The 18,021-nt window shown below is 55.4% G+C and carries 16 protein-coding genes; 11 read left to right on the top strand and 5 right to left on the bottom strand.

All coding sequences use genetic code 11. The features are described from left to right. Positions 1 to 22 precede the first annotated feature (22 nt). Both ACTJI9_RS08355 and ACTJI9_RS08350 read left to right on the top strand, forming a co-directional pair. Positions 23 to 1,228, top strand: coding sequence for an MFS transporter (locus tag ACTJI9_RS08355; RefSeq protein WP_115051403.1), 1,206 nt, complete (start codon positions 23 to 25; stop codon positions 1,226 to 1,228). A gap of 154 nt (positions 1,229 to 1,382) precedes the next feature. Next, entirely contained in the window at positions 1,383 to 4,121 is a 2,739-nt protein-coding gene (locus ACTJI9_RS08350) for an autotransporter family protein (RefSeq protein WP_440807203.1), read from the top strand. A gap of 268 nt (positions 4,122 to 4,389) precedes the next feature. Here the strand turns inward: ACTJI9_RS08350 and ACTJI9_RS08345 are convergent, their stop codons facing one another. Together ACTJI9_RS08345 and ACTJI9_RS08340 are read right to left on the bottom strand one after the other, a co-directional pair. After that, on the bottom strand, positions 4,390 to 5,541 hold the full coding sequence (locus ACTJI9_RS08345) for a DUF2778 domain-containing protein (protein ID WP_440807200.1): 1,152 nt from the start codon (positions 5,539 to 5,541) through the stop codon (positions 4,390 to 4,392). Positions 5,542 to 5,746: 205 nt separating this feature from the next. After that, on the bottom strand, positions 5,747 to 6,673 hold the full coding sequence (locus tag ACTJI9_RS08340) for an adenylate/guanylate cyclase domain-containing protein (RefSeq protein ID WP_307282403.1): 927 nt from the start codon (positions 6,671 to 6,673) through the stop codon (positions 5,747 to 5,749). 267 nt (positions 6,674 to 6,940) lie between these two features. Here ACTJI9_RS08340 and sugE point away from each other — a divergent pair, with 267 nt between their 5' ends. From sugE to ACTJI9_RS08320, 4 genes are all read left to right on the top strand, one after another. Next, complete coding sequence (gene sugE, locus ACTJI9_RS08335) at positions 6,941 to 7,255, top strand: quaternary ammonium compound efflux SMR transporter SugE (protein ID WP_307282400.1); 315 nt, start codon at positions 6,941 to 6,943, stop codon at positions 7,253 to 7,255. 287 nt (positions 7,256 to 7,542) lie between these two features. Next, positions 7,543 to 8,322, top strand: a complete 780-nt coding sequence (locus tag ACTJI9_RS08330) for a molybdopterin-synthase adenylyltransferase MoeB (protein WP_336440674.1) — start codon at positions 7,543 to 7,545, stop codon at positions 8,320 to 8,322. Next, complete coding sequence (locus tag ACTJI9_RS08325; protein ID WP_440807196.1) at positions 8,312 to 9,568, top strand: aconitase X; 1,257 nt, start codon at positions 8,312 to 8,314, stop codon at positions 9,566 to 9,568. Before ACTJI9_RS08330 ends, ACTJI9_RS08325 begins: the two co-directional genes overlap by 11 nt. Continuing rightward, positions 9,565 to 9,969, top strand: a complete 405-nt coding sequence (locus ACTJI9_RS08320) for an aconitase X swivel domain-containing protein (RefSeq protein ID WP_307282395.1) — start codon at positions 9,565 to 9,567, stop codon at positions 9,967 to 9,969. Before ACTJI9_RS08325 ends, ACTJI9_RS08320 begins: the two co-directional genes overlap by 4 nt. A 199-nt stretch (positions 9,970 to 10,168) precedes the next feature. Here ACTJI9_RS08320 and ACTJI9_RS08315 read toward each other — a convergent pair whose 3' ends face one another. After that, positions 10,169 to 11,170: a 2-hydroxyacid dehydrogenase gene (locus ACTJI9_RS08315; RefSeq protein WP_440807703.1), complete on the bottom strand. Its 1,002-nt coding sequence runs from the start codon at positions 11,168 to 11,170 to the stop codon at positions 10,169 to 10,171. A 206-nt stretch (positions 11,171 to 11,376) separates the two neighbouring features. Between ACTJI9_RS08315 and ACTJI9_RS08310 the strand changes: the two genes are divergently transcribed. Next, entirely contained in the window at positions 11,377 to 11,937 is a 561-nt protein-coding gene (locus tag ACTJI9_RS08310) for an SH3 domain-containing protein (protein ID WP_440807192.1), read from the top strand. Here the strand turns inward: ACTJI9_RS08310 and ACTJI9_RS08305 are convergent. Continuing rightward, positions 11,934 to 13,460 carry an MFS transporter gene (locus ACTJI9_RS08305; RefSeq protein WP_440807189.1) on the bottom strand — a complete coding sequence of 509 codons (1,527 nt, stop codon included), beginning with the start codon at positions 13,458 to 13,460 and terminating at the stop codon, positions 11,934 to 11,936. The genes ACTJI9_RS08310 and ACTJI9_RS08305 overlap by 4 nt on opposite strands. 130 nt (positions 13,461 to 13,590) lie before the next feature. Between ACTJI9_RS08305 and ACTJI9_RS08300 the strand changes: the two genes are divergently transcribed. Further along, positions 13,591 to 14,481, top strand: coding sequence for a LysR family transcriptional regulator (locus ACTJI9_RS08300; protein ID WP_337353531.1), 891 nt, complete (start codon positions 13,591 to 13,593; stop codon positions 14,479 to 14,481). Between the two features lie 118 nt (positions 14,482 to 14,599). On the opposite strand, the gene irrA is transcribed toward ACTJI9_RS08300, so the two are convergent. After that, positions 14,600 to 15,031: an iron response transcriptional regulator IrrA gene (irrA, locus tag ACTJI9_RS08295; RefSeq protein WP_115051412.1), complete on the bottom strand. Its 432-nt coding sequence runs from the start codon at positions 15,029 to 15,031 to the stop codon at positions 14,600 to 14,602. Positions 15,032 to 15,338: 307 nt separating this feature from the next. Between irrA and fabA the strand changes: the two genes are divergently transcribed. The 3 genes from fabA to fabI are packed head-to-tail and all read left to right on the top strand — an operon-like array spanning position 15,339 to position 17,935. Then, on the top strand, positions 15,339 to 15,854 hold the full coding sequence (gene fabA, locus ACTJI9_RS08290) for a 3-hydroxyacyl-[acyl-carrier-protein] dehydratase FabA (protein ID WP_008122449.1): 516 nt from the start codon (positions 15,339 to 15,341) through the stop codon (positions 15,852 to 15,854). A gap of 29 nt (positions 15,855 to 15,883) precedes the next feature. After that, positions 15,884 to 17,110 carry a beta-ketoacyl-ACP synthase I gene (gene fabB, locus ACTJI9_RS08285; RefSeq protein ID WP_440807183.1) on the top strand — a complete coding sequence of 409 codons (1,227 nt, stop codon included), beginning with the start codon at positions 15,884 to 15,886 and terminating at the stop codon, positions 17,108 to 17,110. 9 nt (positions 17,111 to 17,119) lie between these two features. After that, positions 17,120 to 17,935, top strand: a complete 816-nt coding sequence (fabI, locus tag ACTJI9_RS08280) for an enoyl-ACP reductase FabI (protein ID WP_115051414.1) — start codon at positions 17,120 to 17,122, stop codon at positions 17,933 to 17,935. Positions 17,936 to 18,021: the final 86 nt, after the last annotated feature.

The following is an 18,021-nucleotide window of genomic DNA, read 5'->3' as shown; positions in this document are numbered from 1 at the left end:
TGTTCAACAAAGGATGTCTTTCATGGCCAATCCATATAAAGAAATTTTCGCTGCGCCGGGAAGCGTCGCTTTCTCGGCATCCGGGTTCATCGCCCGCCTGCCACTCGGCATGGTAACGCTCGGCATTGTCACCATGCTATCGCAGACTCACGGCACCTATTGGCTTGCCGGCGCAGTCTCCGCGACATTCGCATTGTCCAATGCGCTCATTGCGCCGCAGGTATCGCGTCTTATGGACCGTTTCGGTCAAAGCCGCGTTCTGCCGATTTCGTCCCTTATCACAATCGCTGCGCTCGCCGGACTTATGCTGGCCGCTCACTACCGCACCCCCGACTGGACATTGTTCCTGTTCGCCATGCTCGCCGGCTTCATGCCCAGCATGACGGCACTCGTTCGTGCACGCTGGACGGAAATTTATCGCGATACACCAAAGTTGCGCACAGCCTTTGCCTTTGAGTCGGTCGTTGACGAGGTGATCTATATGGTTGGCCCGATCATCGCCATCGGCTTCAGTGTTGCTCTTTTCCCGCAAGCTGGACCTCTTGCCGCAACTTTGCTTCTCGCTGTCGGGAGTGCACTGTTCGTTGCACAGAAATCCACTGAACCCGCCATCCATCCGCAGGACCGCACAGACAACGCCTCGGTAATCCGCCTGCCATCGCTGCAAATTATCGCTATCACACTGGCAGCTATCGGAGCGCTGTTCGGTACGGCCGAAGTCACCGCCATCGCCTTTGCCGAAGGGCAGGGCCAGAAGGCCGCCGCCGGTATTGCGCTTGCGAGCTACGCCGCAGGTTCGCTCATTGTTGGCCTCGTCTTTGGTGCTCTAAAGCTCCAGATGCCTTTGGCAAAACAGTTCCTGCTGGCAATCGGCCTTGCCATGCTGACGACGCTGCCCCTGCTCATCGTTGAGGGCATTGGCGGCCTCTCTATTGCTCTTTTTCTGGCAGGCGCTGCGGTATCCCCAACCATTATCATCTCCATGGGCCTGATCGAGCGTATCGTTCCAGCGGCGAAACTGACCGAAGGCATCACATGGGCAATGACGGGCGTCATGATCGGCATGGCGCTAGGCTCTTCCCTTTCAGGCTGGGTAATTGACGAATATGGCGCAAGCCGCGGTTTCTATGTTTCGGTAGGCGCTGGCGTGCTTGCATTCGTCGCCGCCTTTGCCTTCTGCCTCAGATACGGCCCCAAGCCGCAGGTACAGCTAAAAACAGCTGTTTGACAGCCAGCATCACAAAGAAACCAGCAGAGATGTTCGCACCTCTGCCGGTTTTATTAAGTTAATCTGCAACTCTTCAATAAAATGGCTTGTCTACACCTAAAGTATTACCTAACTTCCGCATCGAGTTCACTACATCGCACTTGGGGGGAAGTAGATGGTTCTGGATTTTCTGCGCGGCAAACCTGTGTTGTGCAATGGATTACACAGGACGATACTAACCGGCATCCTTCTTGCCTCAACTACATCAACATTTGGGCTTCTCGCATTCTCCGGCGTTGCGCAAGCAGCCTGCGATCTTACGCCGACAGCTGGCGACAGCACCTATGTCTGCGATAGCGGCGTCAGCACCGGCCTCACCGATAATACCGGCAACAATACGCTTACCATGCCTGCGGGTGGCAGCGGCGCGGTCAATGGAAGCATTGTTTTTGGCGCAGGCGCCGACAATGTGACAATTGGCTCCGGTACAATTACCGGCAATGTCCAGCAGGGCAGCGGCATAGACAATTTCAGTATGACTGGCGGCTCTGTCGGCTCCCTCAACCAGGGTGACAATCTCGATACCTTCTTCATGTCGGGCGGACATATCATCGATGCCTTTGATGACGGCGACCGGGCAATCATGACTGGCGGTCGCATCGGGCGCGTCAACATGAAGCTCGATGACAATCTGTTCGATATGTCCGGCGGTGTCATTGACCGCAATCTTGTTACTGGCTTCGGCAACGACACGATCATACTGTCCAACGGAACGATCGGCGGCAATATCAGCGTGAGCGGAGGCACTGACAGCGTTACAGTTACAGGCGGCAGCGTCGGCGGTAGCATCCTTCTCAGTTTCGGCACTGACACATTCAACTGGGACAGTGGCGGTATTATCTATGGAGCGATTGATCTGGGCGGCGACAATGACGTTGCCACACTCACCAATCTGACCGCTGCAAATATTGGCGCGACGACACAGGTTACGGGCGGCGCAGGCAGCGACGCGTTGACCTTCAGCAATGTCGCTGCAGACAATGTTTCGCGGTTTCAAAATTGGGAAAACATCGCTGCGACCAATGACACCGAGCTTACTTTCAATGGCGCCTTGACACTGGGCGATGCGGGTACGCAGACGGGCAACCTCTCGGTTGATTCAACCAGCACTATATTTGGCGGCGGCGCAAACTCAGCCGTTGCATCCTTCGTGGCTGGCCAGTTCGTCAATGTAGCCAATGCAGGCCGCATTGATCTGACCAATGGCACCGGCACAAGTGACAGCTTCCGCATTGCCGGTAATTATACCGGTAATGGTGGGCTGCTGTTTCTAGACACTGTGCTTGGCGATGACAGTTCAGCTTCCGATAAGCTCATCATTGACGGCGGCGTTGCTTCCGGTACGACTGGCATCAGCGTTATCAATAATGGCGGCACCGGCGCCAGCACGACACAGGACGGCATTCTTCTGGTAGAAACCGTCAATGGTGCAACGACCACCAGCAATACATTTGCGCTCAACAATGCTGTCGCGGCAGGTGCCTATGAATATTACCTCTTCAAGGGCGGCATCAGCGACGGCAGCGAACAAAACTGGTATCTGCGCTCCACGCTGGTAAGCTCCCCTGAGCCACCTGCCCCGGCTCCGGCACCCTCGCCGGTTGATCCTGGCCCGGTCGTCGAGCCGCAACCGCCGGAAGTATCTCCGCCACCGCCGCCACTACAGCAAGTGCCAGCGCCACCTTTGCCGGTAAATCCGGACGACCCGAATCCGGTCGATCCCTCGCCGCCTGTGCAGCCGGGAGACATAGCACCGGTCGCGCCTCCACCACCGGCGGAAGCGGCAGCGCCAACACCGCCGCCATCCGCACCGCCTATACCCGGAAATCCGGCGCCGGTGCCCGGGGCTGGTTCAGCCCCGCCGACGCCTGGTGCAACCCGCGTCCTTGGCGATATTGTGTCTCTATACCGCATCGAAGTGCCAACCTATTCGGCAGCAATTCCAGCACTGCGGCAGACAGCCTTTGCAACGCTCAGCACATTCCACGAGCGGCGCGGCGCTCAGGAAATTCTTGCTCCGGGCGAGATCGGTTCAGCCGCATGGGCCCGTGTCTTTGGCGAAGACGTCGAACAGGGTTGGGGCGGCACCGTTTCCCCGACCATCGATGGTACGCTCTGGGGCGTACAGGCAGGACTCGACATTCTGCGCTATGAGAGCGAGAGCGGCCATAAGGATACAGCCGGGCTATTCTACGGCTTTGCTTCGCTTGATGCCGATATTCGGGGACAAGCACTTGGTTGGAACAATCTGAAGACCGGCAAGATGGATACGGACACCCACAGCGCCGGTGCTTATTGGACCCATATCGGCCCCACAAACTGGTATGTCGATGCCGTTGTCATGGGAAGCTGGTTTAGCGGCACCGCCCGTTCGGATCGGGGCGTTGGCGTTGACGTGGAAGGCAATGGCGTGACGGCATCGCTGGAGAGTGGTTATCCGTTCAAGCTCAGTGATAATTGGGTTTTAGAGCCGCAGGCGCAGATCATCTGGCAGCATATCTCCCTGGACGATCAGGAGGATGAGTTTTCTGATATCGCCTTCGACGCCGATGATGGCTGGACAGGCCGTGTCGGCGCAAGGCTGCAAGGCAACTATCAGACATCATCCGGTCTGTTCCAACCTTATGTGAAGGCCAATCTCTGGCATTCGTTCAAAACCAAGGACAGCGTGAAGTTTGGCGGCGATGATATTGTCACGGAAGGTGAAAACACCTCGCTGGAACTTGGCGGTGGTATCGTTCACAGTTTCAACAAATCGGTCAGCGCCTTCGCTGTGGCTGACTATACGTTTGATATTGATGGCGACAAACGTGAGGTCTTCGAAGGCAATATTGGCCTTAAAGTAAGCTGGTAGGCGGTCATACCGCCTGGAGTATCTTGCGTTTGACCAGTAAATGGCTAGTGCGTGCTTCGACAAGCTCAGCATGAGGAATGTAGAGACTGGCAGGGAGCCTAATCTGAGACGTTGCAAGTAGACATTGCAATCCACTTCTTTCCTCAGGCTGAGCTTGTCGAAGCACGCACAACATCCATACAAAATTACTGAGTTTGCAAAACATTTGGAGCAATTGCAGCGAGAGCGTCAGCGGTTTTGCGTCAGGAATTGCGCAAGACCAACGGCTTTACCGTGACGCAACACTTGTGGATCCGCCAGGCAAACGGGCGACCACGACCAATTGTGTAATTTCGCCACGTTTGAAAGCGGCAAGGAAGCGCTTGTAGTCCTTGAACACAAGGCAACCATTGGAATCGCCGCGCTTGCCCAGCATGTAAGTGTGAGCCAGCAAGCCATCGCGCCCGAAAATCTTGCTCGGGTCGACCGGGTTGAGCCGGATTGCTTCCACTCCATGGAATAGGGCTTCCCGCATGGTCAGCTTATAGGTATGTGGCGGCGTCGCACCGCGCATTTTCTTATGTACGAAGCGTGGGTCGTCTAGCATTGGCCCCAGACCCGAATGCGCTTCAAGACGCTCCCCACTCGGCATATAGACCGTCTTCTGCTCGATACTGTAGATCGCCGTTCGGGCGCGAGCCGTAATAACAGGAGCGGGCTTGTAGCTCGGCGCCATATCCTGAATGTTGTTTTCCTGCGGCGCGTAAGCCATGACTTGCGCGTCGCGCTTTGCCGCATCCGCAAGCCGCTTTGGCTTCATGCCGGGCAGTGGAACTTCCGTCTCGACATCAGTCTCCGCCAGAACAAGGCTGAATGGTTCTTGCGGCGACGTGCCAAGGGCTGGGCCGGGCTCCTGCAAGGCGACGATTTCGGCAGGAGCAGGCGCGTCCAGAGAACTATAGGATCGGACAGGCGTATAGATTGACGAAACCTGCATTGTATCAAGCCCTGCAGCCCGCGCATCGAACGCATCTGCCTCAAGCGGCGGTTTTGATGCCATCACCACTTTCGGCTTGGGCGGGGTAATGACAATGACTTCGCCGTTCTTTCCGATAACCGAGCCTTCATCCATGTCACTGACCTGCCAGCCAGTCCGGTTCAACTCCGGCACACGCGGGAACTTTGGTGCGCTTGGATTGGCATCATAGGCAACATGTTGCATGGCATGCCCGGAAAATGGGCTGAAAGCCTGGCCACCGGCACTTGCCGAAACGTGGGGGATAAAGGCGCGCTGCAGGCTGACGACAGCGGCAACCGCACCCAGTGATCCAACGACCCCGAAACCGGCAAGAATAGCCGCGGAAAGGAAGCCGCGCGCCGGCTGACGGCCCTTTTTGGCTTCAGGCTTGGCGCCTCCAACCGTCTTGACTGCAAACGCCATGATACAAGCTTCCCGAACTCTTACTCGATACATATCAGCGCCCCGCAAAATCACTGCTTACAAGGCAGGATTGAGGCCGAGGGCAAAACATGCGCCCATGGCAGGTACTGATGAGAACAGAGAATGAAGAAACTTGGTTACCAAGTGGTTGATGGGGAGAAAATTCAGTCTGAAGTCCTTCTTCGCTCCCGGTGCAAGCCGGTAATCAACCGCCAGCACTGCGGCGATAGCGCATGACCCAACGAATACCTCCAATAACTGCTATGGCGAGTAATGGCCATGCCGCCCAGAATCTCCCTTCCCAGGAAATCATGTTGATGCCCGCTATTGTCAGTCCGATGACCACAAGAGCGGCAATAAAGCGATCAATGCGCTCCGCCGTTTTAGCCCAGCGCAGCCCCCATATTGCTGCCAACACAAGAAGCGGCCAGCGCGACCAGAAGGTGCCGTCCCATGAGAGAAAATTGATGCCGACCAGTCCGATGGCAATGATCGCAAGCAAAGCCAGGCTTGTGCTTTTAGATGCTGCGGCCGTCGCGCCTGTTCTGGTCAAATCAGCTCTGTACCCGTCATTTACTGCAGGAGTAACAGGCTGCGCCTGCTTTGTGTCTTCACCAATCCGCACCGCATAGCTGAGAACGCCACCCTCAATATTCTTGACCTGAAGTTGCCCGAGGCATTCAAATCCGACCGCCAGTTTGTTGCGAACCTGATCATAGACCGTATTGGATATAACGATGCCGCCAGCAGAAGCCGATGCCTGCAAGCGCGCAGCAACATTCACGCCGTCCCCGTAAATATCGTCGCCTTCTGCAATCACATCGCCAAGATTGATGCCGATACGAAACAGCATGCGGGTTTCATCCGGACGGTCGGCATTATAACCGGCAAGTTCCGTTTGCACATCGAGGGCAGCGCGCACCGCCTCCACGACGCTGGAAAACTCCGCGATCAACCCATCGCCCCAAGTGTTGATGACCCGGCCGTAATGTGCCTCAATCAGCCTGCTCATCGCTTCCCTGTAAAGCTTGAGCGTGTCAAGCGTGCCTTCTTCGTCAGCGCGCATCATGCGCGTATAATCCTGCACATCTGCGGAAAAGATCGTGGTCAGCTTGCGGCGCGTTTCGGGCATGGCATCCGTTCTCCCCCGGCTCTTGCCTTGCTTTTGCGGCGAGAAACCCTCGCGACTGAGTTGGAGAATATAGTTTCAAACCGTTTGTGGGAAGGACTGTTCTGCTCTTTCACTCCCCTTGATGTTAAACACCAAAAATACTCATCGCGTCGCTGGCTTGCCTAATTCGCCGTCCGACCTTAAATCAATCTGTGAAGGACGACCTTCACGCGATAATGCGCTTCAGACAAATCCGGGACGGCCCGACAGTTCAAAAGGATGGTCGTCATGGCCTGGATTATTCTCATAACCGCAGGACTTTTCGAAATCGGCTGGGCCATCGGGCTCAAATATACCGATGGCTTTACCAAGTTTACGCCTTCAATTCTCACCGCTGGCAGCATGATTATCAGCGTCGTGCTTCTTGGTCTTGCCCTACGCGATCTGCCAGTGGGTAGCGCCTATGCGGTGTGGACCGGCATTGGCACAGTGGGCACCGCGCTGCTTGGCATGTATATTTTCGGCGAGCCTGCTACTGTGGTGCGGCTTGTCTGTATCGGGTTGATTGTTGCCGGTATCGGCGGGCTGAAGTTTTTGGCGTAGCACGAGAGCTGCACATAAATATTGGGTGGTTCGCCCTTCAACAAGCTCAGGGGGTTCACCGTAAGAAAGGTGGGATGATCGCAATAATACCGCGGGCATCTCCGTGACATTCCATCCAGACCACCTCTCCGTCACCCTCGGGCTTGATCCGAGGGTCCAAAGACAGATGGTGGAAAATTGGATCCTCGGGTCAAGCCCGAGGATGACGAAGAGGTGGTGGTGTTTTCCTTGAGGGAGGGATAATTCGGCGCATTGGTTTCAGGTTCATCATCCCCTAGAGTAGCAGCATGATCGATCAGCCGAATACTGCCCTTTCCTCTTCTGAAGTTGAACGCTATGCCCGCCATATCATTCTTGGTGAAATTGGCGGCCCTGGTCAGCAAAAGCTGAAGCGCGCCCGCGTGCTCGTGGTGGGCGCGGGTGGGCTTGGTGCGCCTGTGCTGCAATATCTGGCTGCGGCGGGCATTGGCACACTCGGCATTGTCGATGATGACCGTGTTTCCCTGTCAAATCTGCAAAGGCAGATCATCCATTCGACCGAGCTGGTCGGCTCCCCCAAGGGAGAAAGCGCGGCGCGAGCAATCGCAGCGATTAATCCGCATGTCATCGCCGAGGTGCATGATATGCGCCTTGCGCCCGACAATGCCGCCGATCTCGTTTGCCGCTACGATATTGTTGTCGATGGCTCAGATAATTTCGATACACGCTATCTGCTGGCCGATACTTGCCTTGCTCAAAAGCGCCCGCTGGTTTCGGCAGCGCTGGGGCGGTTTGACGGATCGCTGACCACACTCATGCCCTATGCCACCAACAGCGACGGGGGTTCAAATCCCTCCTACCGCGATCTTTTTCCAAACCCGCCGCCACCCGGGCTTGTTCCTGCCTGCGCCGAAGCGGGGGTGCTTGGCGTCCTTCCCGGCGTCATCGGCACCTTGCAGGCAACCGAGGTCATCAAGCTTGTCACCGGCATAGGCGAGCCGCTGATCGGCAAGCTCCTGCTTTACGATGCGCTGACCTCTCGCTTTGAAACAATCAAATACCGGGCCAGAAAAGCCGATGGCGCTTGAACTTTCCGAGGAACAGCGCGCAATTGCCAGCGGTTCGCGCGGCGAAGGTTCCGCCATGGCCATGCGTATCGTTGCTGCGACAGCGCGGCTAATGGGTGCGCCATCGCTGATCCCGATTGCCTCCGCGCATATTGATGGCGCGCTTTACCATGGCGATAGCGGCACGCTTTTCGCAGAAAAGCTGGTTGAGGGCGGCGCCAAGGTTGCCGTGCGCGCCACGCTGAATGTCGGCTCGCTTGATCTTACCGGCTGTTCTAAAAATCGCTTGCCAGCCCATGAGCGCGATATGGCGCGGCGAATGATGGACGCCTATCGCGTGCTTGGCTGCGAGCCAAGCTGGACCTGCGCGCCCTATCAGGCCGGTCATCGTCCGGCGCTTGGCAGCGATGTCGCATGGGGCGAATCCAATGCGGTTGTGTTCTGCAACTCAGTACTGGGCGCACGCACCAATCGCTATGGCGATTTTCTTGATATTGCCTGCGCCATTGCCGGTTTTGCCCCCTATTACGGGCTGCACCGGCCGGAAAATCGCCGCGCCACAATCATTTTTGACGTCGGTGCGATTGATCCGGCATTTTTGCGCTCGGAAGTTGCATGGCCCATTCTTGGCAGTCTGTTTGGCCGCGAGATTGGCGCTGCCATTGGCGTTGTGGCTGGGGTCCATGCTCATCCCGGGGAAGATGCCTTGAAAGCTTTCGGCGCTGCATCGGCTTCGGCGGGCGCTGTCGGACTTTTCCATGTAGCAGGCGTGACACCGGAAGCGCCGGATCTGGCGACCGCGCTACATCATCAAGCGCCGCAAGCGGTCATCCATGTAACGAACGAGATGATTGCGGATTCGCGCCGCCGTCTTTCCACCGCGCGCGACATGGCGCGCATTGATGCCGTCGCCATTGGCAGCCCTCATCTTTCGGTGTCGGAGTTTGACCGGCTTGAAACCCTCATTGCCGGACGCAAACTCAAGATTCCGCTTTATGCCTGCACTGGACGCCACGCGCTTGCCGCATTGGAGGGCAATGGCCGCCGCCAGTCGCTGGAGGCGTCGGGCGTGGTCATTGTCGCTGATACCTGTGTTGTGGTTACGCCGATTCTGCCGGATATTGAAGGCGCGGTGCTTATGACCAATTCCGGCAAATTCGCCCATTACGCGCCGGGCAATACGGGCTATGGCGTCATTTACGGCTCCATGGCTGAATGCGTGGAAAGCGCTATATTGGCGCGTCCTGTCTTTGGTGCATCGCCATGAGGGCGGAAATTCTGGTTCAAGGGCAAGCGACGCGTGCCGATGCGCTGGTGCTGACCGCGCCGATCAGCTTCTGGGGCGGGGTTAACCCCAAGACAGGCTTGATCGCCGATGTCCGCCATCCGCAGCATGGTGTTTCGATCACCGGCAAAGTGCTTTGCCTGCCGGGAACGATTGGCTCATCTTCGGCAGCAGCCGTTTTGCTGGAACTGGTCTCGGCGGGTCTGGCGCCTGCCGCAATCGTCCTGCACGAGCCCGACGCAATTTTGCTGCTTGGCCTCATCGTTGCGCAGGAAATGGGCCATGCAACGCCGATGGCCCTGCGGATGGATCGCGGAGACTTTGCAGGGTTTGTTGAGCGTGAGCTTTGTATTAGCACTGACGGTTCGATCAGTGTTATTTAAAATCCTAGCATTGGCGTTTTGCGTGGTTCGACGGGGCTCACCATGAGGAATGTGGTGGGGTGCAGCAGATAGAGCCAACTTGTTGGCTCTATGCGTTCTGCTTCTTTTGCAATCAGCCAATCTTCCTCATGGTGAGCTCATCCTGAGCTTGTCGAAGGGCGAACCACGCAAAACAGGTTTGCCAAATCTCGATAAATTCTCACCGGTCCCTTGGCAACACGCGATCGGGCGGTCTGTGCCCATCGATAAAGGTGCGGATATTAATGATGACCTTCTCGCCCATATCAATACGACCTTCCAGCGTAGCGGAGCCCATATGCGGGAGGATGACCACCTTGCCCGCCTTGGCCAGTTTGCGCAGCTTGGAATTAACGGCTGGCTCATGTTCAAACACATCCAGCGCTGCGCCGGACAATTTGCCCTGATCCAATTGGTCGATCAGCGCCTGCTCGTCAATGATCTGGCCGCGTGCCGTATTAACGATAAAGGCAGTTGGCTGCATCAGCGCAATGCGGCGGGCAGAGAGCAAATGGAATGTCGCGGGTGTCGAGGGACAATTGACCGATATGATGTCCATCCGCGCCAGCATCTGGTCGAGGCTTTCCCAATAGGTCGCCTCCAGCTCTTCTTCGGTCTTCGGGCTCACCGGCTTACGGTTGTGATAATGGATTGAAAGGCCAAAGGCCTTGGCGCGGCGGGCAACGGCAGTGCCGATGCGGCCCATGCCAACAATGCCGAGACGTTTGCCCCAGATGCGGCGGCCAAGCATCCAGGTCGGACCCCAGCCCTCCCATTTTCCGTCATCGAGCAGAATGGACGCACCCTCTACGAGACGACGCGGTACTGCCAGCATCAGTGCCATGGTCATGTCGGCGGTGTCTTCGGTCAAAACGTTTGGGGTATTGGTTACAGTGATGCCGCGTGCAGCCGCGGCTACCACATCAATATTGTCGGTGCCATTGCCGAAATTGGCGATCAGCTTGAGATTTGGACCTGCCGCCTTGATGACCTCTTCATCAATACGGTCGGTTACGGTCGGCACGAGAACATTGGCCTGAGAAACCGCCTCGATCAACTCCACCTTGGTCAACCGCCGATCATCAACATTCAACCGTGCCTCGAAAAGTTCGCGCATGCGCGTTTCGATGGGGTCCGGCAATTTGCGGGTAATTACGACCAGAGGCTTTTTGCTCACCGATATTCCCCTCCCTTTCGCCTGCAATATTGAGAGCTCTTTAACCAAACCATTGCAAACTGCAATTGCTGTTATGCCGCTCTGGCGCGAAACTTGTCACGCCTGAACAACTGTCTACCAAGGCCAGACATAGAAGACAAAGAAAAACAAGGATCGTTCCGCGATCAGATGAAAATCACCAGGTTGAACGGAACGATGAAGGACCAATATTGTTGACGATTAAGAAATTCCGCCTTTTCGCCGTTTCCACAAGTCTTGCCGCAGCGCTCGTTACGGCAGCACCGCTGAGCCTGCCCGCGCTTGTCAAAGCCGAGGCCGCCGGGCAGATCGGCCCCAGTGGGTTACCCCTGCCGCGTTTCGTCAGCCTCAAGCCCGGACGCGTCAATCTGCGTGTTGGCCCCGGACGCGATTATGCGGTGACATGGCTGTTTCTTAAATCCGGACTGCCAGTCGAAATTGTCCAGGAATATGATAATTGGCGGCGGATACGCGATTCGGAAGGCACTGAGGGCTGGGTGTATCAATCATTGCTGTCAGGCAAACGGACCGGCATGACTGCACCTTGGCAAAAGGACAAGGACGGGGTCATGCTCAATGTCTTTGCCAAGGCAGATGACAAGACACCCGTTGTTGCGAAAGTACAGCCGGGTGTTCTTGGCACATTGAAGAATTGCAATGGTGATTACTGCCGTGTGGTTTTTGGTGGCGCAAGCGGCTGGATGCGCCAGAACGAGATTTGGGGTGCCTATCCCGGCGAGAAATTCGAGGATTAGGCCGAGGCTATTTTTTCCGACAATTGCTTTGGCCGGAAAACCAAATAGCTGCAAAGCGCCAGAATCCACACCGAGACTGCACCGTAAAGCAGCACCCAGCCATAGCCATGGATAAGCGCAGACCGAATGACCGAGGCGGAAAGGCCCGGCAATTCGGTTGCTATTGCCGCAAGGTTTCCTGATGCGATGCGCTCTGCTGCCGAATAGAGCGTCGTTCCGGACAGAGCCTCTTGCGCAACGCTTTGCAAATGCGCCGAAACACCACTGATAAGGATAAAGCCCATAAGCGCTATATTGATTGCAAGCGCAGTCAGGCGCGCACTCATATCAATCCCCGACGCCATGCCGGCACGGTTGCTTGCCACAGCTCCAGTTGCAGTGTTGGTGACTGGCGTATTGGTCAGGCCCAAGCCTGTTCCCGCGAGCACCGCACCGGGCAGCATGGTTAGCCAGCTTGCATTTTCCATGCCTGATCCCAACCACATGAAAACAAAGCCAAGACCGATGATGAAAAGTCCCATCGGAATGACAGTACCGGGTCCGAATCGCAGGGTCAGCTTTTCGGCAATAGGCGGGACAATCAAGGTTGGCAGCGTATAGGCAAGGACGGCAAGTCCCGTCGCCACATTGCTATAGCCAAGCGCGGCTTGAAAATAGAGCGGCAGATAAATCATGAATGGCCAGAAACAAAAATTCATGCCCATGGAGCCAAACATTGCACCGGAAAAACTCCGCACCTTGAAGACCGAAAAATCAAACATGGGATAGGGATGGTGCCGCTCGATCATTACAAAGGCGAAAAGACCAGCTAGAGACAGCCCGATCGCGCTCAGAGCAAGAGTGCTGGCAAACCCGGTAACAGGCCCCTGCGTGATGAAAAATACGAGGCAGAAAACCGCAACCGAGTAGGTTCCCATGCCAAAAAAGTCGAGCGACTTGGCTTCCTGATCCGAGGATTCCGTCACGCCCGCATAGGCAAGTACAAAGGTTACAGCTGCGACAACCGCGTGAACCAGAAACACCCATTTCCAATCCAGCAGTGCCAGAATCATACCGCCAATAATGGGTCCGAATCCTAGGCCTATGCCAAAAATGACGCCCCATACAGCAAAGGCACGGGCGCGCTGTTTGGCGTCGGAAAATAAATGCGACAAAACCGATATATGACCGATCAGCATGATGCCGCCGCTGATCCCTTGCAGAAATCTGGCGGCAATCAGCACAGCCATATTTTGTGCCAAACCACAAACCAGCGATGTCACACCGAACATTACAATACTGATCAAAAAGACCCGCTTGCGGCCAAACCGGTCAGCAAGCGTCCCTGCTGCCATCAGGACCGAGGTGCAAGCCAGCGTATAGGCGGTCATGACCCATTGCAGCTCATTGAAACTGCCGTGCAAAACCTGCTCCAGGACTGACAAGATGACCGGGACGCTGGAGATTTCCAGCCCGAACATGAGCGAAGCCAAACAGACCGCTGCCAAAGCAAGCGGTGTTTTGGCCGAGGTAGAACTGATCATGTGTAAATACTCTCTGGTTAAACGATGCCGGAGGGCCAAGCAGCAGGTGCCCCGTGACTATCGTTGTAAAGGGAGATGTCTTATGATAGAAATGATATAATTTCGCGTATTAATTAACATTGGTCATGAAATGAATCCCGACTTTGATCCCCCGCTTTTGCGCGCTTTCATTGCCGTCGTCGATACCGGCAGCTTCACCCATGCAGCGCAACGTTTGCACCTGACCCAATCGGCGATCAGCCATCAGATAAGACGTTTGGAGGAACAGGTCGGCACGCCTCTGCTCTACAGGACAACGCGCGCTTTAACTTTGACCCCGAGCGGCGTCGATTTCTTGCAATGCGCCAAACAGATTATTGTGATGCTGGACAGTCTGTCCCAGCGGTTCAATCCGTCGCCAGTCACAGGGATCGTACGGTTCGGCGTTATCGAAAATTTCCTGGGTGATAAATTGGCGCATCTGCTTTGCCAGTTCGGCCGCACATATCCCTCCATTACCCTTGATGTGAATGTCAGCCCCAATCTTGATTTGACAGCGATGGTTGCCGCCGGGCAACTCGATTTGGCAGTGCTGCTATGCAAGGAAAATGACGCGGATTGTGGTTCCGTCCTGCGTAAAACACGGCAAGTATGGGTAGCAGCTGACAATTTTACGCTTGCTCCCGGTGCATCGCTGCCGCTTGCCTTGTCCCCTTCGCCCTGTTTTCATCGGCGTGCCTGCGCCACTGCCCTTGAAGAGACCAATTTGGGCTGGCACATTGTTTTCACCTCGCCAAGCCAGCATGGCCTTCACGCCGCTGTTCTCTCGGGACTGGCAATTACCATCATGCCCGATGATGATGTGAGGCCCGGCATGCGAATTGTTGATGGTCAATATGGCTTGCCGCCGCTGCCCGACGCTGCTTTTGTTCTTGCATGGAGTGAAGGCAATAAAACTGATGCGGCCTGTGAATTTGGCAAAATGATCGAAGAAATATCCCGTGCGCCCATGCAATCACAAAAGATTACGGTTCCGGCATAGGCAGGAAAGCGCATCATTGAAAGCGAAGTTAGGAGGCGGAAGGCGATGTTTACAGCGTCGGCGCTTTACAGAAAGATGCGTATCAAGCTTTCCCTTGGAAGCTCGACCGTTCTGCGCTTCAGCCGCGCTTCTTGCGCAGTCGAATGACGATATCGACGTTGACGATTTCCATGCCCTCAGGAACAGGCGGCAGATGACCTACCATGGCGGAGCCATCTGGAATATCGATGACCTCGTTTTCACCTTCAACGAAAAAGTGATGATGGTCGGAGGTATTGGTATCGAAATAAGTCTTTGCACCTTCAACCGCCAGAATGCGCAACATTCCGGCTTGCGTGAATTGATGCAGTGTATTGTAGACCGTCGCCAGCGAAACGGGCACATCGGCGCCAAGCGCCTCTTCGTGCAGCTCTTCGGCTGAAAGATGGCGGTCGCCTTTGGAGAAAATAAGGTTTGCAAGGGCAATACGCTGACGGGTGGGCCTCAGACCAGCAAAGCGCAGGCGCTCCTGTAAGGGAACGTCGGCGTCAATTTCATAAGAAATATGCATGGCGCTTGTGCCACTCCGTTAACTGATATCCAAAGTCGCACAACAGATTTTTATTCAGCGTGCTACACCATTCATATATGCCGTCTTGCGAAATCGATCAATAGGCAGCAAATACGCCGATAATATGTGCTTTGCCAAGGATTCAGTCGCATAAGTTTCGCACTGTTTCCAGTGAAAGCAAGGGTTCCATTTGCGCGTGGTTTGCTCTAGGAAGCGTTTTCAGGCGGAAACACTCTATGATAGGGTCCTGCAGCCTGGATGTCGTGTGCCCCAAGCGCAAGATTTGAAGTTACCGATGGGAGAAAGAATGCCAGAACAGAAATCAAGCTACGGCTACGAAGAGCTCCTGGCTTGCGCCCGTGGAGAGATGTTCGGTCAGGGCAATGCCCAACTGCCAGCACCACCTATGCTGATGTTCGACCGCATTACCGAGATTTCTGAAACGGGCGGTGAAAACGGCAAGGGCTATATCCGCGCTGAATTCGATATCAAGCCTGACCTCTGGTTCTTTCCCTGCCACTTCATTGGCGATCCGGTCATGCCAGGTTGTCTCGGACTCGATGCCATGTGGCAATTGACCGGCTTCTATCTCGGCTGGCTCGGCGAACCTGGCAAAGGCCGCGCTCTATCCACGGGCGAGGTAAAATTCACCGGAATGGTTACGCCAAAAAATAAACTTGTCGAATATGGCATTGATTTCAAGCGTGTAATGCGCGGTCGTCTGGTCCTTGGCATTGCCGATGGCTGGCTAAAGGTCGATGGCGAGACTATCTACAAGGCAACCGACCTGCGGGTTGGCTTGTTCAAGGAAAGCGCGGCGTAAGCCGATGCAATACCTTTAAGGAGATCGCAATGCGGCGAGTGGTTGTGACGGGCATGGGTATTGTGTCCTCTGTAGGCAATAATGTGCAGGAGGTTCTCGAATCCCTGCGTACAGCGAAATCGGGCATCGTCTTCGCAGAAGAATATGCAGCCCATGGTTTTCGCAGCCAGGTCAAGGGCGCTCCAACGCTCGACCCGTCTACTCTGGTTGACCGGCGCGCCATGCGTTTTCACGGCGGCGGCACGGCATGGAACCATGTAGCCATGGATCAGGCCATTGCTGATGCCGGCCTTGACGAGAGCCATATCTCCAATGAGCGCACCGGCATCATCATGGGCTCTGGCGGCTCCTCCACACGAACAATTGTTGAGGCCGCTGAGAAGACCATTGAATCCGGCTCCAGCAAAAAAGTCGGGCCCTTCGCTGTGCCAAAGGCCATGTCTTCAACTGCGTCGGCAACGCTTGCTACATGGTTCAAGATCAAAGGCGTGAATTATTCTATCTCTTCGGCTTGCGCGACCTCCAACCATTGCGTCGGCAATGCCTATGAGATGATCCAATATGGCAAACAGGACATGATGTTTGCTGGTGGCTGCGAAGATCTGGACTGGACGCTCTCCGTGCTGTTTGACGGAATGGGCGCGATGTCATCGAAATTCAATGACCGGCCGTCCGTCGCCTCGCGTGCCTACGATAAGAATCGCGATGGCTTTGTCATTTCCGGTGGCGCAGGTGTTCTCGTTCTTGAAGAGTTGGAACATGCCAAAGCGCGCGGCGCCAAGATTTACGGCGAACTGGTCGGCTATGGCGTGACCTCTGACGGGGCCGATATGGTTGCACCGAGCGGCGAAGGCGCTGCACGCTGCATGCGTATGGCTATCGCCAACGTCAAGGGCAAGGTCGATTATATCAATCCGCATGCGACTTCTACACCTGTTGGGGATCTGAAGGAAATTGAGGCGATCCGCGAAGTTTTCGGCTCCGGCGATCAGTGCCCGCCGATTTCTGCCACCAAATCTTTGACCGGCCATTCGCAGGGCGCGACAGGTGTGCATGAGTCGATCTATTCGCTGCTGATGCTCAACAATGATTTTATCGCGGAAAGCGCCAATATCGAAGAACTCGATCCGGCATTTGAAGATATGCCAATCGTGCGCAAGCGCATCGACAATGTAAAATTAAACACAGTCCTGACCAATTCCTTCGGATTTGGCGGCACGAATGCGTCGCTGGTCTTCCAGCGCTACGAGGGTTGAGGAATCAAAATGGGTGATCTGATGAAGGGCAAGCGCGGTCTCATCATGGGAGTCGCGAACAGCCATTCCATTGCCTGGGGCATTGCCAAGGAACTCGCCGACAATGGTGCTGAGCTTGCCTTCACCTATCAGGGTGATGCATTTGGCAAGCGTGTGGCACCTTTGGCCGAACAGCTTGGCTCCAAGTTGCTGCTCCCCTGTGATGTCGAAGACATTGCAACAGTCGACGCTGTTTTCGAGACCCTGGAAAAAGAATGGGGCACGATCGATTTTGTCGTGCATGCCATCGGTTTTTCCGACAAATCACAATTGAAGGGCCGCTATGCGGATGTAACCACGCGCGATAACTTCTCGCGGACAATGGTTATTTCAGCCTATTCCTTTACCGAGGTCGCGCAGCGCGCTTCAAAGCTGATGAAGGAAGGTGGCTCTATCCTGACGCTGACCTATGGCGGCTCCACCCGCGTTATGCCGAACTACAATGTCATGGGTGTCGCCAAGGCCGCTCTTGAAGCCATGGTGCGTTATCTGGCCGCTGATTATGGTCCAGAAGGAATTCGCGTCAATGCAATCTCTGCGGGTCCTGTGCGGACTTTAGCGGGTGCTGGCATTGGCGATGCCCGCGCCATGTTCTCCTATCAGCAGCGCAACGCACCTTTGCGACGCACGGTTGATATTGGCGACGTTGGCCGTTCGGCCCTCTATCTCCTGTCAGATCTATCAAGCGGCGTGACTGGCGAAATCCACTATGTGGACTCCGGCTATAACATTGTTTCAATGCCTACATTGGAAGAGCTGAAAAAATCCGATGACGGCAAGGAATAATCTCCAGCCAGTATCTATAATTGAGAACTGATCTGCCGGTTTGAACCTAAAATTTAGAGAATCGGCAGATTTTCACCGAAAAACCA

It is taken from the genome of Phyllobacterium sp. 22552 (assembly GCF_052044585.1).
Taxonomy (GTDB): Bacteria; Pseudomonadota; Alphaproteobacteria; order Rhizobiales; family Rhizobiaceae; genus Phyllobacterium; species Phyllobacterium ifriqiyense.
Note: the sequence above shows the minus strand (reverse complement) of the source record. Positions and strands in the feature narration are given on the sequence as shown.